Source organism: Streptomyces sp. BV286 (genome assembly GCF_019090165.1).
In the GTDB taxonomy this organism is placed as follows: Bacteria; Actinomycetota; Actinomycetes; order Streptomycetales; family Streptomycetaceae; genus Streptomyces.
In genome coordinates this window covers 156,841-175,509 of record NZ_JAHRIB010000152.1, presented here as the reverse complement: position 1 = coordinate 175,509, position 18,669 = coordinate 156,841, and the positions used below count along the sequence as shown (strand labels likewise).

Below are 18,669 nucleotides of genomic sequence, written 5' to 3'. Positions count from 1 at the left end.
GGCTAACGCCGTACCCGCGGCATCCCCAGGCCGATCCACGAGATGATCTCCCGCTGGATCTCGTTGTTGCCGCCGCCGAAGGTGAAGATGACGGCCGACCGGTAACCGCGCTCCAGTTCGCCGTGGAGTACCGCGCCCGCCGAACCCTCCTTGAGCACACCCGCGACGGCGACGATCTCCATGAGCCAGGCGTACGCGTCGCGGCGGGCCTCGGACCCGTAGACCTTGACCGCGGAGGCGTCCTGGGGGGTGAGGGTGCCCTCCTGGACGGCGTTCACCATCTGCCAGTTGAGGAGTTTCATCGCGTCGAGCCTGGTGTGGGTGCGGGCGAGGTTCCGGCGCACCCAGGGGAGGTCGACGACGCGGCGGCCGTCCGCGAGTTTGGTCTCCATGGCCCAGCGCTGGACGTCGTGCAGGGCGCGGATGGCCATGGTGCCGTGGGCGGCGAGGGTGACGCGCTCGTGGTTGAGCTGGTTGGTGATCAGCCGCCAGCCCTTGTTCTCCTCGCCGACACGGCGGGAGGCGGGTACGCGGATGTTCTCGTAGTAGCTGGCGGTGGTGTCGTGCGAGGCGAGGGTGTTGATGATCGTGCAGGAGTAGCCGGGCTCGGTGGTCGGCACGAGGAGCATGGTGATGCCCTTGTGCGGCGGCGCTGCGGGGTCGGTGCGGACGGCGAGCCAGACCCAGTCGGCGGTGTCGCCGTTCGTCGTCCAGATCTTCTGCCCGTTGACCGTGTAGTGGCCGGTGTCCTCGTCGCCCTCCCGGACCGCCTTCGTCTTCAGGGCGGCCAGGTCCGTGCCCGCGTCCGGCTCGCTGTAGCCGATGGCGAAGTCGATCTCGCCGGAGAGGATCTTCGGGAGGAAGTACGCCTTCTGCTCGTCGGTGCCGAACCGCATGATCGTCGGTCCGACCGTGTTCAGCGCCATCAGCGGCAGAGGCGCGCCCGCCTGGGCGGCCTCGTCGAAGAAGATGAACTGCTCCATCGGCGTCAGTCCGCGCCCGCCGAACTCCTTCGGCCATCCCACCCCGAGCCAGCCGTCGGAGCCGAGGCGGCGGATGGTGTCCCGGTAGAAGCGCTTCTGCGCCGCCGGGTCGTCGTAGCGGGCGTGCACGTCGTCCGGGACGAGTTCGTTGAAGTAGGCGCGCAGTTCGGTGCGCAACCGCTGCTGCTCCGGCGTGTATTCGAGATGCACGGCGCCTCCCTGGTTCCCCTGGCCCGCTGTCGGCGGCCACCCGGACCTGACGGCGCACACCGTAGAACGTGTTCCAGAAATTGGGAATGCCAAAGGGGGAATGCCGGTGCCGTGCCCGGGTCGCGTACGGGCGACACGCGCCGCCGCGGCAGGGCAGGCGGGGCGGATCAGCGCAGCAGGGTGAGGAATTCCGAACAGGCACGCGCGCAGTCCCGGCAGGACCGGGCGCTCTCCTCGGATCCCGGGCTGCGCTCGAAGACGTGGGCGGTCTCGAGGCAGACGGCACGGCACCACTCGACCTGTGCGCGCATCGAGTCCTCGGACTGCGTCTCCTGTTCGGCGAGGACACGGCAGGTCGCGTCGCAGACCTCCGCGCACAGGATGCCCTTGCGCCGCACCAGTTGCTGCTCTTCGGGGCCGTCGAGGTCGGCGAGGCTCGCTCGCAGGGCGCACACCCGGGCGCAGTCGGTACAGGCCTGCGCACAGGCGAACCGATCCTCGAGGAAACGGACGAGTTCCTGTAGCTCTGTCACTGACACGTGGTCCGGGTAGCCGGACACCGCCCCGCCAAACCATGGGCGTACGGGACTTCACCGCGGGTCGGCCCGGAGTGGGGGCGGGCGCGCGACGCGTACGTGACACCCCTGGCACAGCAGAGGCGCAAGTGACTGAGCGTGTCGAAGTTATTGACGTGGCCACAACTGCGCCCTACGTTCTGACCGCTTTACCGAACCATGTTCGACATATCGACCAGTTGGGGTGGTGCGCACGACCCTGCCCAGGACGCCGTTCGCCGGTCGGCGGCGCGTGAGGGCAGTCGGGCGGACGGCGAGGCACCTCGGTTCCCGGGACGGACGACCCCGGCGCCCGTAGGCCCGGCACCAGCACCACCGAGCACGACACGAACGGCACGACGGCAGGAACGCAGGAACGCAGGAAGCACCAGCAAGGAGAGCCGCACATGATGACGCCAGACAGATCCGCCGGACCCGCTGCCACGCCGGACGCGATCGGCGCGTACCGGACCTTCGCGCCCTCGCGCCGGAGTCTGCTGCGGGCGATGGCCGCGCTGCCGGCCTCGGCCCTCGTCGTGGGCGGGGTGCCGGGCCTGCTCGGTACCGCCTCGGCGGCCGCGCCGCCCAGCGGCTCCGCCACCCGCTACACCATCGTGCCGTTCCTCAACAGCAACGACGGCACCGTGAACGTCTACCAGTCGGACGACGCAACGGACTTCCGCCTCGCCAGGGCCTCCGCGTACACGCCGCCCGCCAACCGCATCCGCGACGCCAGCATCTTCAAGCACACCGACGGCTACTACTACATCACCTACACCACGCACACCTGGCAGGACACCAGCACCACCATCGGCTTCGCCCGCAGCTCGGACCGCACCAACTGGACGTTCCTGTACGACTACACCGTCCCCATCGCGAACCTGTCGCGCGCCTGGGCGCCGGAGTGGTTCGTCGACAGCGACGGCAGCGTGAACATCCTCGTGTCCTGTTCGACCACCAACGACGAGTGGATCTTCACACCGTACCGGCTGCGGGCCACCAACTCGGCGCTCACCGCATGGACTTCCCCGGTCGCGATGTCCGGCATCGGCGCCAACCACATCGACACGTTCGTGGTGAAGACCGGCTCGACCTACCACGCGTTCACGAAGAACGAGACGTCGAAGTACATCGAGTACGCCACGGCCACCTCGCTCGCCGGCCCGTACACCATCAGCAGGACGGGCAACTGGGCCGGCTGGGGCAGCACACGTGAGGGCGCCGCGCTGATACAGCTCGACAACGGTGCCTGGCGGATCTTCTTCGACGGCTACGGCGACGGCAGTTACTACTACAGCGACAGCTACGACTCGTTCGCCACCTGGAGCGCTCCCCGGGCACTGCCGGGCATCTCCGGCACCGCGCGCCACTTCACCGTGATCAAGGAGACGGTCTCCGGCGGGGTCTCCCTGCCGACCGGGGTCACGCGCTCACTCCGGTCGGGCAACTTCACCACCCGCTACTGGCAGGACCAGTCCGCCCTGCTCAACCTTCCCGTGGTGACCGCTTCCAGCACGACCGCGGAGAAGCAGGCGTCCACGTTCACCATCGTGCCGGGACTCGCCGACGGCAACGGCTACTCGTTCCGCAACGCGGCCGGCAACTACCTGCGCCACTGGGACTTCCGGGGCCGTTTCGACGCGAACAACGGCTCGTCCACGTTCGCCAGGGACGCCACCTTCATCGCCCGGACGGGCAGTTCGTCCGGGTCCGTGCGCCTGGAGTCGTACAACTACCCCGGCCACTACCTGCGCCACTACAACTACCAGCTCCGCGTGGACCATGCGGACGCCACCGACCTCTTCCGCCAGGACAGTTCGTTCGTCGTCGCCACCGCCTGGGCCTGACACGCAGGCGCCCGGCGGCCCGGCGAACCCCGAGCAAGGTGGGGGTTCGTCCGGCCGCCGGGGCCACGGCTCACCTGTAGGTGATGTCCGAGGTGGCGTACTTGCAGTTGGTGCTGTCGGGTCCGGTGCCGACCGCCGTGTTGTTGTTGTACTTCTGGCAGGGAACGACCTTGCGGCTCGCGTCGCTGCGGATCGTGATGTTGCGCAGCGTCGCCACGTCGTTGCGGTTGACGTTGATGCCGACGATCCTCGCCGTGGAACCGGTCCCGGTCACGTCGATGGTGTTGAGGTTCACCTTCCGCGTGTACGACGTGGAGCAGTCCCCGCAGGAGCGGTAGAGCGTCTTGAACTCCTGTACCGCGAAGTTCGAGATGTTCAGTGTGCCGCCGCCGTTGTGCTGGAAGACCTTGTCCGCGGCCTTCTTCGCGCCTCCGCCGCTCACCGTGTACGTGGCGCCGTTGCCGCCCTTGAAGGTGGCGGCGTCCTCGCCGACGTCCTCCCACCAGACGTTCTGCAGGGTGCAACTGCCCGAGCAGTGGATGCCGTCGGCGCCCGGAGCCCCGATGATGACGTTCTTCAGCACCGCGCCGTCGGCGAGCTTCAGGATCGGGTCCTGGCCCTCCTCCTGGCCGTCACCGGCCAGATCGCCGGTGCCGTAGAAACGCTTCATCCCGTAGTCCTTGGTGCCGGACACGTCGATGGTGGCGGAGACACCCTGACTGCTGGAGGGTGTCGGCCAGGTGGCGGCATTCGCCGCGGGAAGCGTGAGACCTGTCATGATCATGCCAACAGTGAGACCGAGGGCGCCGAGGCCGCCGGTCAGGGTCTGCCGCGCGGGATTGCGCAGACGCTGCCGCGTCCGCGGCTGTGCCTGAGAAGTCATGTCCCGTTTCCTTCTCTCCTGGTGGGGGTTCAGCGACTGCCGGCGGTACCGGCGGCCGTTGGTGGGGGTCAGAGCTTTCCGGCGCCCGCTCCGGAGGTCACCGGGCCGACGATCGAGTGCCGCCGGTGACCGCCGCCTCGAAGGCGGGGAACGTGGCCACCGTCACGGCGCCCGCGCCGTCACCGCCCGTGACGCCGCCGCCGAAACCGATGGGGGTGGCTTCGGCGGCGCCCGCGGACCACGGCAGGGTCACGGCGGCGGGGATCGCTCGAGCGGCTGCCGCGACCGTGGCCACGGCCAGTCTCCTGGGGTGTGTACGTGGGGGGCGAGTACACATGCGGGTGCGTCCCTTCGAGAGCGTTCCATTTTTCAGATACGTGAACTACGTACGTCATGTGGATCGCCTTGCGAGTGTGGCGCCTCTCCGTGCGGCTCCTGGCGGCATCTCGGGAAGTGCACGTTCCCAGGCCATACCGCCTCCGGCATCTGGCATCTCATATACGAGCTGCCGGCGCCGGGTCACGCTGCTGAACGGGAACGTAAGGGGCAAGCGCTTTCTAGTCAACGCTTCGCGCAGAACACGTCCGTGTCGCCTCCCCCGCCCGGCACGGACCGGCACCTCAGCGGCATGGTCATCTCCCGGGCCCGCGGAGACCCGCCGCCCGGATCCCGCGAACGGCCGCGCGGTACTCCCCGGCTCACCCGGGCCGCGCGGGTCGCGCGGGTCCGTTGGCCCAGCGCCGGGTACGCGGCCGACGGTTCACGGAGCTGACCGAAGCCCTCCGGGGAGGGCGAGCCACGCGGCCGTTGCCCGCCACCGGCTTCCCGGGGGAACGGGTGACGGCCGGGGCACCGGGCCCGGGCATCGAGGGTCTCACCGGCCTGTCGGGCCTCACCCGGACCGCATCCGAGCCCGACCGGCCCGCATCCGGGCCGCATCGGGCCGGTTCCGCGCCGGTTCCGGCCCGTGGGACCTGCCCGGAGCCGACCCGGTGGGCAATGCCCGGTGTGTAATGGAGGCCGAAAACCGATCTTCGGGAGTGCCCATGGCGTCCGTCCGGCCCAGGCTGCTGTTCGTGACCGACCTGGCCTATCAGGCCAAGGGGCGCCGGTACTGCGACGAGGACATCTTCCTGACTTCCCGGCTCCGCGCGGACTTCGACATCGCGCTGTGCCATCCACTCGACGCCGCCGCGTTCATGGACGCCCTGGCCGTCGACGCGATCGTGGTCCGCAACAGCGGACCCGTCCTGCGGTACCAGGCCGCGTACGACGACTTCCGCGACCGGGCGCTCCGGCGGGGCGCCCGGGTCTGCACCCAGCTGACGGGCAAGGGGGACCAGGCCGGAAAGCAGTACCTTCTCGACCTGACCGCGCAGGGTTTTCCCGTGATCCCGACCGTCGACCGGCCGGAGGACCTCGGGCTGCTCCCGGACGCGGCCGAGTACGTCGTGAAACCGAAGTTCGGCGCGGACTCGACAGGCCTGGAGTTCGTCACCCGTGAGCGGTTGAGAGCCCAGCAGTACGAGATCGGCCCCGGCATGCTGGTTCAGCCGCGGATCGGCTTCCGGTACGAGGTGTCGTTCTACTACGTCGACCACAGCTTCCAGTACGCCCTGTACGCGCCCCGCCCCGACCGGCGCTGGGCCCTCGAACGCTACGAACCCACGGCTGCCGATCTGGACTTCGCCGGGCGTTTCATCGACTGGAACGACATCGACCACGGCATCCAGCGAGTCGACGCCTGCCGTGCCCCGGACGGCGAACTGCTGCTGGTCGAGCTGGAGGACCTCAACCCCTATCTGTCCCTGGACCTCCTCGACGACGGGACCCGTGACTCCTTCGTGGCGAGCCTGACGGCGTCGCTGCACCGCCTGCTCGGCCGGCCGTGATCTCCCGCCGCCGCACGGCAGCAAAGGTGCGACCCGCGCGTCCGGGACGTCGGTACACGTGACCATTCGGCGTCACAGGACTGATACTGCCCAGAGCAGGCTGCCAGTCTCACCAGGAGGTACCCATGAAGATGCTCATCAACGTCGCGGAGACGGTTGTCGCGGACGCACTGCGGGGCATGGCCGCCGCGCATCCTGAGCTGACCGTGGATGTCGAGAACCGGGTGATCGTACGGCGGGACGCCCCGGTGGCCGGAAAGGTGGGGCTCGTGTCGGGCGGTGGTTCGGGGCACGAGCCGCTGCACGGTGGGTTCGTGGGTCCCGGAATGCTGTCGGCCGCCTGTCCCGGTGAGGTGTTCACGAGCCCGGTGCCGGACCAGATGGTGCGGGCCGCGGCCGCCGTGGACAGCGGCGCCGGGGTGCTGTTCATCGTGAAGAACTACACCGGAGACGTCCTCAACTTCGACATGGCGGCGGAGCTCGCCGAGGACGAGGGCATCCAGATCGCCAAGGTCCTCGTGGACGACGACGTGGCCGTCACGGACAGCCTCTACACGGCCGGCCGCCGCGGCACCGGCGCCACCCTGTTCGTGGAGAAGATCGCGGGCGCCGCCGCCGAGGAGGGCCTGCCGCTGGAGCGGGTCGAGGCGCTGGCCCGCCAGGTCAACGAGAACTCGCGCAGTTTCGGTGTCGCCCTCAGCGCCTGCACCACACCTGCCAAGGGCAGTCCCACCTTCGATCTGCCCGCCGGGGAGCTGGAGTTGGGCGTCGGGATCCACGGTGAGCCGGGCCGGGAACGGCGGGCGATGATGACCTCGCGGGAGATCGCCGACTTCTCGGTGAACGCGATCCTGGAGGACCTGAACCCGCGCAACCCCGTCCTGGTCCTGGTGAACGGCATGGGCGCCACTCCCCTGTTGGAGCTGTACGGCTTCAACGCGGAGGTACAGCGGGTCCTGACCGACCGTGGGGTCCCGGTGGCGCACACCCTCGTCGGCAACTACGTGACCTCGCTCGACATGGCCGGGGCCTCGGTGACCCTGTGCCAGATCGACGAGGACCTGCTGCGGCTGTGGAACGCGCCGGTGCGTACGGCGGGTCTGCGCTGGGGCGTGTAGGGCGCGGCTTCTCCGCTCGCGCCCGACCGGCCCCGCCGGAGCGGCGGTCAACACCCTTACCACGCAAGGAGATCCAGTGCTCGACGCCGACTTCTTCCGCCGTTGGATGACGGCGACCGCCGCGTCCGTGGAACGCGAGGCGGAACGGCTCACCGACCTCGACTCACCGATCGGTGACGCCGACCACGGCAGCAATCTGCAGCGCGGGTTCCGGGCCGTGGCGGCCACGCTGGAGAAGGAGGCGCCGGGCACACCCGGCGCCGTACTGACGCTCGCCGGACGCCAGTTGATCTCGACGGTGGGCGGCGCCTCGGGGCCGTTGTACGGAACCCTGCTGCGCCGCACGGGCAAGGCGCTCGGCGACGCGGCCGAGGTCGGCGAGCAGGACCTCGCGGACGCGCTGCGCACCGGTGTGGACGCGGTGATGCAGCTCGGCGGCGCGGCGCCCGGCGACAAGACGATGGTCGACGCGCTCGTGCCGGCGGTCGACGCCCTCAGTGAGTCCTTCGGCGCCGCGCGGGCCGCCGCGCAGGAGGGCGCTCTCGCGACCACGCCGTTGCAGGCACGCAAGGGACGGGCGAGCTACCTGGGCGAGCGCAGCATCGGGCACCAGGACCCGGGTGCCACCTCCTCGGCCCTCTTGATCGCGGCACTGGCGGAGGTGGCCGGTGAGTGACGTCGTGGGTGCCGCGGCGAACACGGCGGAGGGAGGCGGCGACAAGCTCGTGGGTGTCGTCCTCGTGTCGCACAGCGCGGCGGTGGCGGCCTCGGTCGCCGAGCTGGCGACGGGGCTCGCGGGTGGCGGTCCGACCGCTCCGGTGGCACCGGCGGGCGGTGACGGGGACGGCGGCCTGGGCACCAGTTCCGAGCTGATCTCCGCCGCGGCGGCCTCGGTGGACCGGGGGGCCGGGGTCGCGGTGCTCACGGACCTCGGCAGCGCGGTCCTCACCGTGAAGGCCCTGCTGGCCGAGGGCGACGAACTCCCCGCGGGCACCCGTCTGGTGGACGCGCCGTTCGTCGAGGGCGCGGTGGCGGCGGTCGTCACGGCCTCGGCGGGAGCGGACCTGGCGGCGGTGGAAGCGGCCGCGGCGGAGGCGTACACGTACCGGAAGGTGTGAGGCGGGCCGCCCGGCCCGGCCCGGGCGTCAGTTCCTGCGGACGAACTGCCGGGCGAGCCGCTCCCCCTGGGCGGCGGCCGCCCGGCGGCTCTCGATGGGCGAGGCGCCGGAGCCCTTGAACAGGATGTAGGTGACCCCTGAGGCCACTCCGCCGCCCTGCGGGTCGGGGCGGATCCCCAGACCCCGCGCCGTGGCGTACGACGCCTCGCCGATGATGTCGTCGGGGCCGACGTCGCCCACGACGGCGTACCGCACACGGTCGCCGTGGACGACGGCTGCCACCGTGCCGCGCCGGACACCGTGGGCGCGGTGGTTCCAGCGACGACTCGGTGCGGGCACGACGACGTACGGCAGCCGCTCGGCGCTCAGCTGGCGCCCGTCGGACTGCTGGTAGGCGGTGGCGCCGGAGAAGAGGGGGTCGGTACGCCTGTTGCAGTGCCGGCCCGGCCGGCCGTCGCAGTCGATGTCCATGTCGGCCTTCCAGAAGACGGCGCCCCGCTTGCCGCAGACCGGGATGTCCGCGGGTGCCCCGTCGTCGCTGCGGAAGCGGCCCCGTGAGACGGGCGCGCAGTCGCGTACCGCGGCCAGGAGTTCCGCGGCCCGGACATGCCCTGCACCCGGGGCACCCGCCGCCGCCGGGGTCTTCCCCGCGGCCAGGGTTTTCCCGGTGCCCGAGAGGCTCTGACCCGGAGCGTTCACCGGGCCTCGGACGGTCCCCTTGCGCGGCGGGTTTCCGCTGTCCCGAACACCCGGCGTGTTCCGTGCGCTTGCCTCGCCATGGGCGTTCGTCTCAGCCGGGGTGTGCCCGGCACGCTCGGGCACGGGGTCGGGCAGCGGGGTGGGCGTGGGAACGGTGGGGGCGAGCAGGGCGACGCCGGCCACGGCCAGCGTCAGCGACCGGACACGCACGATGAGAGACCCTCTCCTGGGGCGGGCACTGACGGACACTCAGCCCAATCTGGTGGGGGTCCGGCCGTGCGGCCACCGTTGGGGGGCCGTACGGTGCACGCCCGATGACGGTCCGTCGGCAGCCGGGCGGCCGGAGCGTCATCGGCTCCGACCACCCGGCCACCCTCGCCGGCACGGGATCAGCGACGACAGCGGTCCGCGCCAACGGCATGAACTCCCCTGCGACGAGGGCGAGTTCGGTTGCCAGGAGGATCAGCATACGTAATGCGCGGTCGATATCGCGAACGGCAGCCCCCTTGATGCGACCGCACCAGCGGCGCCATATTGGTCCGGACCAATCCCGTCGAGGGAGGGCTGGGCTGTGCGACGCGTATGCATACGAGCCGCCGCCGTCTGCGGCGCGCTGCTCACACTGGTGTCCTGCGGCTGGGGCGGGCAGAGCACGGGTGTGAGCGGACGGCCACCGGCGGCTCCCGACGGTGTCACCGCGGCGGCGGGCAGTGCGACCAGCGTGCACGTCATGTGGAACCGGGCCTCCGGAGATTCCGAGGTCGACCACTATGAGGTGTATCGCGGCACCACCAAAGTGAAGGAAGTACCTGGTTCGCAGCACATGGTCGACGTCACCAGGCTCAAGCCGTCGACCGAGTACGCCTTCTCCGTACGGGCGCAGGACGCCGACGGACGGCTCGGGCCGGCGAGCGAGCGGGTACGGGCCACCACCCCTGCCGCGACCGCCGCCGACGAGCGGGCTCCCGGCCGGCCGGAGCATCTGCGCGGCAAGGCGGCCGGAAGCCGGGCGGCTCAGCTGTCCTGGACCCGGTCCGCCGACGGCGGGGACGTGGCCTCGTACGACATCCACCAGGGCGACACAAAGATCCACAGTGTCGGCGGTGCGCAGACGGCGACCGTGGTGACCGGGCTGCGGCCGGGTACGCGCTACTCCTTCACGGTCCGGGCGCGCGACGCCGCGGACAACGTCTCGCCCGCGAGCGAGACCGTCCAGGTCACCACCCCGGCGGCCCCCGGCGGGAACGGCGCGGCCGGCGGAACGGGCCTGGCACCCACCGCGTTCCGCGCCACCACCCACCGCACGGACGGGGCCCACTACCTCGACCTGTCGTGGACCGCGCCCGACGTGGACGGGGTGATCACGGAGTACCAGATCCAGCTCGACCGGCAGCCGGTCACCTCGCTCGTCTGGGGCGGGACGCCGCCCCGCGGCAGGGCGACGTACAGCTTCTACGTGGGGAGGGAGGCCGGCGTCACCCAGCGGGTGCGGATCCGGGCGAAGCTGCCGGACGGGACCTGGGGCGCCTTCTCGGCGGAGCGTACGGTGACGACCATAGGCGGAGCCTAGGATCATCCCCATGCCCCATAGGGAGTCCGATGGCATCGTGCCGGCCGCGCCGCTCGACCTCTCGCTGCTGCGCACCTTTCTCGCCGTGCACCGGGCGGGCTCGTTCACGGCGGCGGCCCGTCTGCTGGGGCTGTCGCAGCCGACGGTGACGACGCAGATCCGGTCCCTGGAGGACCGGCTGGGGAGGGAGCTGTTCGAGCGGCAGCCACGCGGTGTGGTGTCGACCGCGGTCGCGGACGAACTGGCCGCACGGGTCGCGGCCCCGCTGGACGTGCTCGCGACGGTCACGGACCGCGGCGGTTTCGGGGCCGGCCCGGTGCCCGAGCCGGTCCACGTGGCGGGCCCGGCGGAACTGCTGTGCACCCGGGCGCTGCCCGCCCTCGCCCCGCTCACCGCGCAGGGCGTCCGGCTGCGGGTGGCCACCGGGCTGACGGACGACCTGCTGGAGGGGCTGCGCGGTGGCCGCTTCGACCTGGTGATCGCCACGTCACGGCCGCGCGGCCGGACGCTGAGCGCGGTCCCGCTGGCGGACGAGGAGTTCGTGCTCGTCGCCGCGCCCGCGTGGGCCGAGCGGATCGGGCCGGACCGGGTGGCCGCGGACGGGCCCGCCGCACTGCACGGAGCGCCGCTGATCTCGTACGCGGAGGACCTGCCCATCGCCCGGCGCTACTGGCGGCACGTGTTCGGCGTACGGCTGAACGGTCCGGCCGCGATCACGGTGCCGGATCTGCGGGGTGTCCTCGCTGCGGTGGCCGCGGGCGCCGGGATCTCCGTTCTCCCCCGGTATCTGTGCCTCGACGCGCTGGCCTCCGGCGCACTGGTCCCGCTGCTCACCCCCGAGGACCCGCCGATCAACACCGCGTATCTGGCGCAGCGCCCGGGCGGGTCGGACAACCCCCATGTCGCGCTCGTGCGGGAGCGCCTGCTGGCGGTCGGCCGCACCTGGTGAGCGCCCGGCGGAAACCCGCGGGCCTCTTCGGGTGACGCGCCTGCGGTGGTCGGCCGGACGAAGGAATTGTTCACCTGCACGGTCCCGGTCCGCGTGCGGAACCTGTGGCCGTCGCATTGGCTCGGTCCGAAGGCAGCACGGGCGTTCCCCACCCTCGGCGGCTCATGGGATGTACCGCCACCGTGCCGCCGGAGGGCAGTCCTATGCGTATCACTCAGACATTCGTCCGCTCCGGCCTGACCGTGGCGGCCGCCGCGCTGCCACTGGCCCTGACCGCCGGCGTGGCCTCCGCGCTGCCAACGGCCATCAACGTGACCACCAGTGGCACGACGGTGCAGGTGTCGACCACCTCGTGCGTCACCAGGTCCGATGGATCGATGGGGAACGCCTCACTGCTCTCCAGCGGCCAGGCGAACTTCGCGCAGGGCCGCCAGGCCGCCCTGTCGGGGACCAGCAGCAGTCAGTCCGCCGCCTGGTCGAACGTCAGTTCCGGCACCTACACCGTGATCGTCGTGTGTGCCGACGGTTCGACGGCGGGCACCCAGTCCGTCACCGTCTCGCCGGTCACGACACCCACGATCTCCGCGACGGCGTCACCGTCGCGCGGGGTGATGGGCGGCATGGGCAGCACCACGAAGGACTACGGAGCCATCACCTACTCGGTGGGCGGGGTCCTGGTGGCGGCCGGTGTCGGAGCCACGGTCTGGGTGCTGCGCCGGCGCGCCAAACCGCACCGGCTGTGAACGCGGCGGTGGCCCGGCCCCCGGCCGAGGCCGGACGCCGGGCCACCGCCGAACCACCGAGGGCTCGGAGCCGTCGTACGGTGCTGATCAGGACGAGGAGTCCTCGGCCGGCAGCCGCTCGAACTCCTCCAGCGCGGTCGTCAGCCAGCCCGTCCAGAACGTCTCCAGGTCGATCCCGGCACGCAGCACGAGGTGCTGGAGCCGGTCCGGGAGAGCGTCCTTGCCGGGCGGGAAGTCCCGCGCCTGGATCTCCTCGTACTCCGCCAACTGCCGCCGGTGCAGATCGAGATGGCGGCGCAGATCCCCCTCGATCCCCGTGGTGCCGACCACCGCCGCAGCCCTCAGCCGCAGCAGCAGCGTGTCGCGCAGGGGCTTGGGGTCCTGGGACGCGGCAGTCCAGCGGGCCAGTTCGGCGCGGCCCGCGGACAGGACCTCGTACCGCTTCTTCTGCCCGCGGGCCGGCTGCTGCGGGGCGAGGGCCCTGATGGAGCCCTCCGCCTCCAGTTTCCCCAGCTCGCGGTAGATCTGCTGATGCGTCGCCGACCAGAAGTAGCCGATGGACTTGTCGAAGCGACGGGTCAGCTCCAGCCCTGACGACGGCTTCTCCAGCAGGGCGGTGAGGATGGCGTGCGGGAGTGACATGGAATCATCCTAGGGACGGGTCCGAGGCCGGTCACAGCGCCGCTGCCAGCTCTGTGCCCTGCTTGATGGCCCGCTTGGCGTCCAGTTCGGCCGCCACGTCGGCGCCGCCGATGAGGTGCACGCTGTGTCCCGCCGCGCGCAGGGCCTCGTACAGGTCACGGCGGGGGTCCTGGCCCGTGCAGAGCACGATGGTGTCGACGGGGAGGACGGAGCTCTGTCCGTCGATGGTGACGTGCAGCCCGGCGTCGTCGATGCGGTCGTACCGCACGCCCGGGACCATGGTGACGCCCCGGTGCTTGAGTTCGGTGCGGTGGATCCAGCCGGTGGTCTTGCCCAGCCCGGCGCCGACCTTGGACTCCTTGCGCTGCAGGAGATGGACGCTGCGCGGCGGGGCCGGCCGCTCGGGGGCGCCGAGGCCGCCGGGCGCCCGGTAGTCCATGTCGACGCCCCAGTGCCGGAAGTACGTCGCCGGGTCCTCGCTCGCCTTGTCGCCGCTGTCGGTCAGGTACTCGGCGACGTCGAAGCCGATGCCGCCCGCGCCGAGGATCGCGACCCGGTCCCCGACGGGTGCGCCGTCACGCAGCACGTCGAGGTAGCCGACGACGCTGGGATGGTCCACGCCGGGGATCTCCGGCGTGCGCGGGCTGACCCCCGTGGCGACGACGACCTCCTCGTAGGCGGAGACGTCCTCGGCGGTGACCCGGGTGTTCAACCGGACGTCCACACCGTGCAGTTCGAGCTGCGTGCGGAAGTAGCGGATCGTCTCGTCGAACTCCTGCTTGCCGGGCACCCGGCGGGCCACGTTGAGCTGGCCGCCGATCTCCCGCGCCGCGTCGTACAGGGTGACGTCGTGGCCGCGCTCGGCGGCACTGACCGCGCAGGCGAGGCCGGCCGGGCCCGCGCCGACCACGGCGACCCGCTTGCGCCGGCGGGTCGGGGCGAGGACGAGCTCCGTCTCGTGGCAGGCGCGCGGGTTCACCAGGCACGAGGTGATCCTGCCGCTGAAGGTGTGGTCGAGGCAGGCCTGGTTGCAGCCGATGCAGGTGTTGATGGCCTCGGGCCGCCCGGCCCGCGCCTTGTTGACGAAGTCGGGGTCGGCGAGCATCGGCCGGGCCATCGACACCATGTCGGCGCATCCCTCGGCGAGCAACTGCTCCGCCAGCTCGGGGGTGTTGATGCGGTTCGTCGTGACGAGCGGGACCGACACGGCGCCCATGACCTTCTTGGTCACCCACGCGTACGCCCCGCGCGGGACCGAGGTGGCGATGGTCGGGATCCGTGCCTCGTGCCAGCCGATGCCGGTGTTGATGATGGTCGCTCCGGCGGCCTCGACGGCCCGGGCCAGGGTGATCACCTCGTCGAGCGTGGAGCCGCCCGGGACCAGGTCCAGCATCGACAGCCGGTAGATGATGATGAAGTCCTCGCCGACCGCCTCGCGCACCCGGCGGACGATCTCGACGGGGAACCGCATGCGGTTCTCGTACGAGCCGCCCCACCGGTCGTCGCGCGTGTTCGTCCGCGCGGCGATGAACTCGTTGATCAGATAGCCCTCGGAGCCCATGATCTCCACGCCGTCGTAGCCGGCGCGCCTGGCGAGGCGGGCGGCCCGGGCGTAGTCGTCGATGGTCTGCTCGACCTCGTCGTCCGTGAGGGCGTGCGGCTGGTAGAGACCGATCGGCGCCTGGATCGCGCTCGGCGCGACCAGGTCCGGGTGGTAGGCGTAGCGGCCGAAGTGGAGGATCTGCATCGCGATCCGCCCGCCCTCGCGGTGCACCGCGGCGGTGATCCCGGCGTGCTGCTCGGCCTCCGCCTCGGTGGTCAGCTTGGCGCCGCCCTCTCCCGGCCGTCCCGCCTCGTTGGGGGCGATGCCACCGGTCACGATGAGGCCGACCCCGCCGCGCGCCCGGGCCGCGTAGAACTCGGCCATGCGCTCGAAGCCACGCTCGGCCTCTTCCAGACCCACGTGCATGGAGCCCATCAGCACGCGGTTCGGCAGGGTGGTGAAGCCCAGGTCGAGCGGGTTCAGCAGGTGCGGGTATCGGCTCATCGGGCCCCTCCGTACGCGGTGTCGTCCTCCTTGTTCTAGACGACGGCAGACCCTTTATGCAACTAGTTGCAAAAGGATGGCGGGCCCGTGTGACGAGGAACTCAGAGCCGCTGCACTCCCGGCGTCGCGAGCCGAACCCGGCCGGCCCGCCGGTCGGCCCGCGGTGCCGGAACCGCGGCGCCTGAACCGCACCCCTCAGGGAGCCCTCGTGCCGACGACGACGTTCGCGTACAACTCGTCGGAGACCTCCAGACGAGGGGCCAGGCCGGCATCGGCGAAGACTTCGAGGGCGAGGCCCGTCTGCCGCTCGCTCGTCTCGACGAGCAGACTGCCGCCGGGCGCCAGCCACCGGGGCGCCCCGGCGGCCACGCGGCGCAGGACGTCGAGCCCGTCCCCTCCCCCGTCGAGCGCGACGAGGGGCTCGTGGTCCCGGGCTTCCGGCGGCAGGAACTCCACCTCCCCGGTGGGGACGTACGGCACGTTGGCGGCGAGGATCCCGACCCGCTCGCGGAGGCCGGGCGGCAACGGTGCGTAGAGGTCACCCTCGTGGACACGGCCGCGCGCGCCGACGTTGTGGCGGGCGCAGCGCACGGCGGCCGGGTCGATGTCCACGGCGTGCAGTTCGGCACCGGGGAGGGAAGCGGCGAGTGCCGCGCCCACCGCGCCCGAACCGCAGCACAGGTCCACAACGACCTGAAGCCCGGAGGCGAGCGCGAGGGCCTGTTGGACCAGGAACTCGGTACGTCTGCGGGGCACGAAGACGCCGGGCTCGACCGCGATCCGCAGGCCGCTGAACTCCGCCCAGCCCAGGACGTGTTCGAGAGGCAGGCCCGCGACGCGGCGGTCCACCATGGTGGCGAGTTCGACCGGGGTGCGGGCCGTGGAGAGGATCAGTCGCGCCTCGTCCTCGGCGAAGACGCAGCCCGCGGACCGGAGCGCGGTGATGACATGTGCGTGGGAAGGTGGCATGGAAGCCGGGGGCCTTTCGGGAAGCCGAAGGGCGCCCTCCAGGTCACCTGATGCCGGTGAGGTCCTGAGGCGAGAGCACCCGCGCTGACACAGCGGTGATGGGGCTCACCTCCTCGGTCCGTCCACGGCCGGGGCGGTCCTCAGCCGGACGGCAACATTACACGGCGGCCGCCTTCGGCCGGGCGTGGACCCCGAACGGCACCACCGCACTCCCGGAGCTCCTCTAGTTGCCTAAGACAACCACTGGTTGTAATCTACATCTAGAAGAGAAGGGAAGATCCCGTGACCGCAGCCGACATGGCCATCGAAACCATCCACCACGAGATGACGGCCTTCGCCCGCCGCGCCCGGGCCTCGGCGGGACGACTGCACCCCGAACTGTCCCTCGTCTCGTACACGCTTCTCGGCCATCTGGAGGAGAGCGGCGGCTGCCGCGCCACCGACCTGGCCGCGCACTACGCCCTCGACAAGTCCACGGTGAGCCGGCAGGTGTCGGCCCTCGAAGCGGCCGAGCTGATCGAGCGGCGCTCCGACGCGCAGGACCAGCGCGTCCAGGTACTGCACCTCACCCCGGCCGGCCGGGAGATCCTCGCCCAGGTGACCGCGAGCCGCAGGGTCGCCTTCCGCGAGCGGCTCGCGGGCTGGCCCGAGGACGACCTGCGGCAGTTCGCGGGATATCTGCGGCGGTACAACGCCTCGGGCGGCGGACCGGCCGTCACCGCCCTCGCGAACGACTGAGGCGTTTCGCCCCGCGTCCACCGCGGACGGCCCGGACAGGCCCGCCCTCCCCTGCCGCCGGGCCGTCAGCCGGCCACCACCTCCCGGCCGTCCTCCAGACGCTCCGGCACCCGCGCCGCCAGGAACCTCGTCCTGCGCCGCAGCCGGAAGCCCAGCGACTCGTAGAGCCGGACGGCGCCGGTGTTGCCCGCCCCGGTGTGCAGGAACGGGGTCTCCCCCCGGGCGCGTATGCCGTGCGCGACCGCCAGGGTCAGCCGGCTGGCCAGCCCCTCGCCGCGGAAGCCGGGGTCGGTGCAGACCGCGCTGATCTCGGTCCACCCCGGCGGGTGCAGCCGCTCCCCCGCCATGGCGACCAGGGCGCCCTCCCTGCGTATGCCGAGATACGTGCCCAGCTCGACCGTACGCGGCAGGAAGGGGCCCGGTGCCGTGCGTTCCACGAGGGCGAGCATCTCCGGGACGTCGGCGGGGCCCAGCCGGACGGCCTCCGGGTCCGGCGCGGCGGCCAGGCCGTCGTCCACGTACTGCACGCCGTCCACCCGGAACGTCACGTCCCAGCCTGCCGGGATCTCGCCGCGGAAGCCGGGCAGCGCGATCTCCTGCCCGGGACCCGCGAGCGCCGCGACGTCCGCCCAGTCGTCGGCGTCGGGGTCGTCGGGCAGGGCCAGCCAGGGCGACACGTCGACGGGGTAGCGCAGCACGCGTCCGCGGCGCTCCGCGAAGTGGGCGTGCGGGCCGGTCAGCGAGGCCCGGGCGGGATAGTCCAGCGGGTGGGGCACGCCACTCATGCGGTGACCTCGATCACGACCTTGCCGCGGGCGTGGCCCTCTTCGACGGTACGCAGCGCCTCGGCGGCCTGTTCGAGAGGGAACGTCCGCGTCACCAGGGGGTCCAGCCTGCCGTCGACCACGAGCCGGGCCACCTCGTCGAGCACCGCGGCGCTGCGGGCCCGCACGACGGGTGAGCCGCCGAGGCCCACCACGAGGTCCTTGCCGCCCGCGGTGATCAGCTTCGTCCGGTCCGTCACCAGCTCGGCCGCGGCTTCCAGGACCTCACCGCCGACCAGGTCGTACACGGCGTCCACGCCGTCCGGCACCACCGCCCGGACGTCCTCGGCGAAGTCCCGGCCCGAGGGCACGTGCACCGCGCCGAGCGACTCGACCAGGTCCTTCTTGCCCGCGCTCGCCACACCGATGACGTTCAGCCCCTCGGCGCGGGCGATCTGGGCGACCGCGACGCCCACACCGCCGCCCGCGCCCGTGACCAGCAGGGTCGCGCCGGCCGGCAGGGCCAGCTGACGCACCCCGTCGTAGGCGGTGGCCGCCGCCACGGGCAGGGCCGCGGCGTCGGTGAACGAGACCGAGGCGGGCTTGTGCGCCGTGACCGCCACCGGGAACAGCGCGTACTGGGCGTATCCGCCGGCGACGGGGTTGCCGAAGACCGCGTCCCCGACCGTGAACTCCGTGACGCCCTCCCCGACCTCCTCGACGACGCCCGCGGCCTCGTTGCCGAAGACGGCGGGCAGCTCACGCCGCTGCTGGCCGGGCCGCTGGTAGCCGGTGCGCTGCTTCCAGTCGACGGGATTGACGCCCGCCGCCCGGACCGCGACCAGCAGCTGGCCGGGCCCGGGGCTCGGCCGGTCCTGCTCGACCAGGGACTCGGTCTCCGGACCGCCGTACTGGGTGAAGACGTACGCCTTGGGCATCGCCT

19 protein-coding genes are annotated in these 18,669 nt (G+C 71.7%); 9 read left to right on the top strand and 10 right to left on the bottom strand.

From position 1 onward, the window contains the following. Positions 1 to 2 precede the first annotated feature (2 nt). Positions 3 to 1,193 carry an acyl-CoA dehydrogenase family protein gene (locus tag KUF83_RS26665; protein WP_217457467.1) on the bottom strand — a complete coding sequence of 397 codons (1,191 nt, stop codon included), beginning with the start codon at positions 1,191 to 1,193 and terminating at the stop codon, positions 3 to 5. A gap of 167 nt (positions 1,194 to 1,360) precedes the next feature. Beyond that, entirely contained in the window at positions 1,361 to 1,732 is a 372-nt protein-coding gene (locus tag KUF83_RS26660; RefSeq protein ID WP_217457466.1) for a four-helix bundle copper-binding protein, read from the bottom strand. 521 nt (positions 1,733 to 2,253) lie between these two features. Between KUF83_RS26660 and KUF83_RS26655 the strand changes: the two genes are divergently transcribed. Continuing rightward, positions 2,254 to 3,594, top strand: coding sequence for an AbfB domain-containing protein (locus KUF83_RS26655; protein ID WP_254644440.1), 1,341 nt, complete (start codon positions 2,254 to 2,256; stop codon positions 3,592 to 3,594). A gap of 70 nt (positions 3,595 to 3,664) precedes the next feature. Here KUF83_RS26655 and KUF83_RS26650 read toward each other — a convergent pair whose 3' ends face one another. Then, complete coding sequence (locus KUF83_RS26650; protein ID WP_217457465.1) at positions 3,665 to 4,477, bottom strand: pectate lyase; 813 nt, start codon at positions 4,475 to 4,477, stop codon at positions 3,665 to 3,667. Between the two features lie 97 nt (positions 4,478 to 4,574). Continuing rightward, entirely contained in the window at positions 4,575 to 4,772 is a 198-nt protein-coding gene (locus KUF83_RS26645) for a hypothetical protein (protein WP_217457464.1), read from the bottom strand. Positions 4,773 to 5,523: 751 nt separating this feature from the next. Between KUF83_RS26645 and KUF83_RS26640 the strand changes: the two genes are divergently transcribed. The 4 genes from KUF83_RS26640 to KUF83_RS26625 all read left to right on the top strand — a co-directional run bounded on the left by KUF83_RS26640 (position 5,524) and on the right by KUF83_RS26625 (position 8,605). Beyond that, the gene (locus KUF83_RS26640; protein ID WP_217457463.1) at positions 5,524 to 6,369 is read left to right on the top strand and encodes a hypothetical protein; all 846 of its coding nucleotides are present in this window, start codon (positions 5,524 to 5,526) and stop codon (positions 6,367 to 6,369) included. Between the two features lie 125 nt (positions 6,370 to 6,494). Then, positions 6,495 to 7,487, top strand: coding sequence for a dihydroxyacetone kinase subunit DhaK (gene dhaK / locus KUF83_RS26635; RefSeq protein ID WP_217457462.1), 993 nt, complete (start codon positions 6,495 to 6,497; stop codon positions 7,485 to 7,487). Positions 7,488 to 7,563: 76 nt separating this feature from the next. After that, positions 7,564 to 8,163, top strand: coding sequence for a dihydroxyacetone kinase subunit DhaL (dhaL, locus tag KUF83_RS26630; protein WP_217457461.1), 600 nt, complete (start codon positions 7,564 to 7,566; stop codon positions 8,161 to 8,163). Beyond that, on the top strand, positions 8,156 to 8,605 hold the full coding sequence (locus KUF83_RS26625; RefSeq protein WP_308403137.1) for a PTS fructose transporter subunit IIA: 450 nt from the start codon (positions 8,156 to 8,158) through the stop codon (positions 8,603 to 8,605). The genes dhaL and KUF83_RS26625 overlap by 8 nt, the downstream gene beginning before the upstream one ends. A gap of 27 nt (positions 8,606 to 8,632) precedes the next feature. Here the strand turns inward: KUF83_RS26625 and KUF83_RS26620 are convergent, their stop codons facing one another. Continuing rightward, entirely contained in the window at positions 8,633 to 9,514 is an 882-nt protein-coding gene (locus KUF83_RS26620; RefSeq protein WP_217457460.1) for a glycoside hydrolase family 75 protein, read from the bottom strand. Positions 9,515 to 9,875: 361 nt separating this feature from the next. Here KUF83_RS26620 and KUF83_RS26615 point away from each other — a divergent pair, with 361 nt between their 5' ends. The 3 genes from KUF83_RS26615 (at position 9,876) to KUF83_RS26605 (ending at position 12,566) form a co-directional block, all read left to right on the top strand. Beyond that, on the top strand, positions 9,876 to 10,874 hold the full coding sequence (locus KUF83_RS26615; protein WP_217457459.1) for a fibronectin type III domain-containing protein: 999 nt from the start codon (positions 9,876 to 9,878) through the stop codon (positions 10,872 to 10,874). A 10-nt stretch (positions 10,875 to 10,884) separates the two neighbouring features. After that, a complete protein-coding gene (locus tag KUF83_RS26610) occupies positions 10,885 to 11,823 on the top strand; it encodes a LysR family transcriptional regulator (RefSeq protein WP_217457458.1) in 939 nt (312 codons plus the stop codon). A 203-nt stretch (positions 11,824 to 12,026) separates the two neighbouring features. Further along, positions 12,027 to 12,566, top strand: a complete 540-nt coding sequence (locus KUF83_RS26605) for a hypothetical protein (RefSeq protein ID WP_217457457.1) — start codon at positions 12,027 to 12,029, stop codon at positions 12,564 to 12,566. Between the two features lie 87 nt (positions 12,567 to 12,653). Here KUF83_RS26605 and KUF83_RS26600 read toward each other — a convergent pair whose 3' ends face one another. The 3 genes from KUF83_RS26600 to KUF83_RS26590 form a co-directional block, all read right to left on the bottom strand. Beyond that, positions 12,654 to 13,208 (bottom strand): PadR family transcriptional regulator, encoded by a 555-nt coding sequence (locus KUF83_RS26600; protein ID WP_217457456.1) that lies wholly within the window; start codon positions 13,206 to 13,208, stop codon positions 12,654 to 12,656. 31 nt (positions 13,209 to 13,239) lie between these two features. Beyond that, positions 13,240 to 15,255, bottom strand: a complete 2,016-nt coding sequence (locus KUF83_RS26595; protein WP_217457455.1) for an NADPH-dependent 2,4-dienoyl-CoA reductase — start codon at positions 15,253 to 15,255, stop codon at positions 13,240 to 13,242. Between the two features lie 195 nt (positions 15,256 to 15,450). Then, a complete protein-coding gene (locus KUF83_RS26590) occupies positions 15,451 to 16,224 on the bottom strand; it encodes a putative protein N(5)-glutamine methyltransferase (protein ID WP_217457454.1) in 774 nt (257 codons plus the stop codon). Positions 16,225 to 16,506: 282 nt separating this feature from the next. Between KUF83_RS26590 and KUF83_RS26585 the strand changes: the two genes are divergently transcribed. After that, positions 16,507 to 16,962 (top strand): MarR family winged helix-turn-helix transcriptional regulator, encoded by a 456-nt coding sequence (locus tag KUF83_RS26585; RefSeq protein ID WP_308403136.1) that lies wholly within the window; start codon positions 16,507 to 16,509, stop codon positions 16,960 to 16,962. A 65-nt stretch (positions 16,963 to 17,027) separates the two neighbouring features. Here KUF83_RS26585 and KUF83_RS26580 read toward each other — a convergent pair whose 3' ends face one another. Beyond that, the gene (locus tag KUF83_RS26580; RefSeq protein WP_217457453.1) at positions 17,028 to 17,747 is read right to left on the bottom strand and encodes a GNAT family N-acetyltransferase; all 720 of its coding nucleotides are present in this window, start codon (positions 17,745 to 17,747) and stop codon (positions 17,028 to 17,030) included. Continuing rightward, positions 17,744 to 18,664 (bottom strand): NADP-dependent oxidoreductase, encoded by a 921-nt coding sequence (locus KUF83_RS26575; RefSeq protein WP_217457636.1) that lies wholly within the window; start codon positions 18,662 to 18,664, stop codon positions 17,744 to 17,746. Before KUF83_RS26575 ends, KUF83_RS26580 begins: the two co-directional genes overlap by 4 nt. Positions 18,665 to 18,669 lie beyond the last annotated feature (5 nt).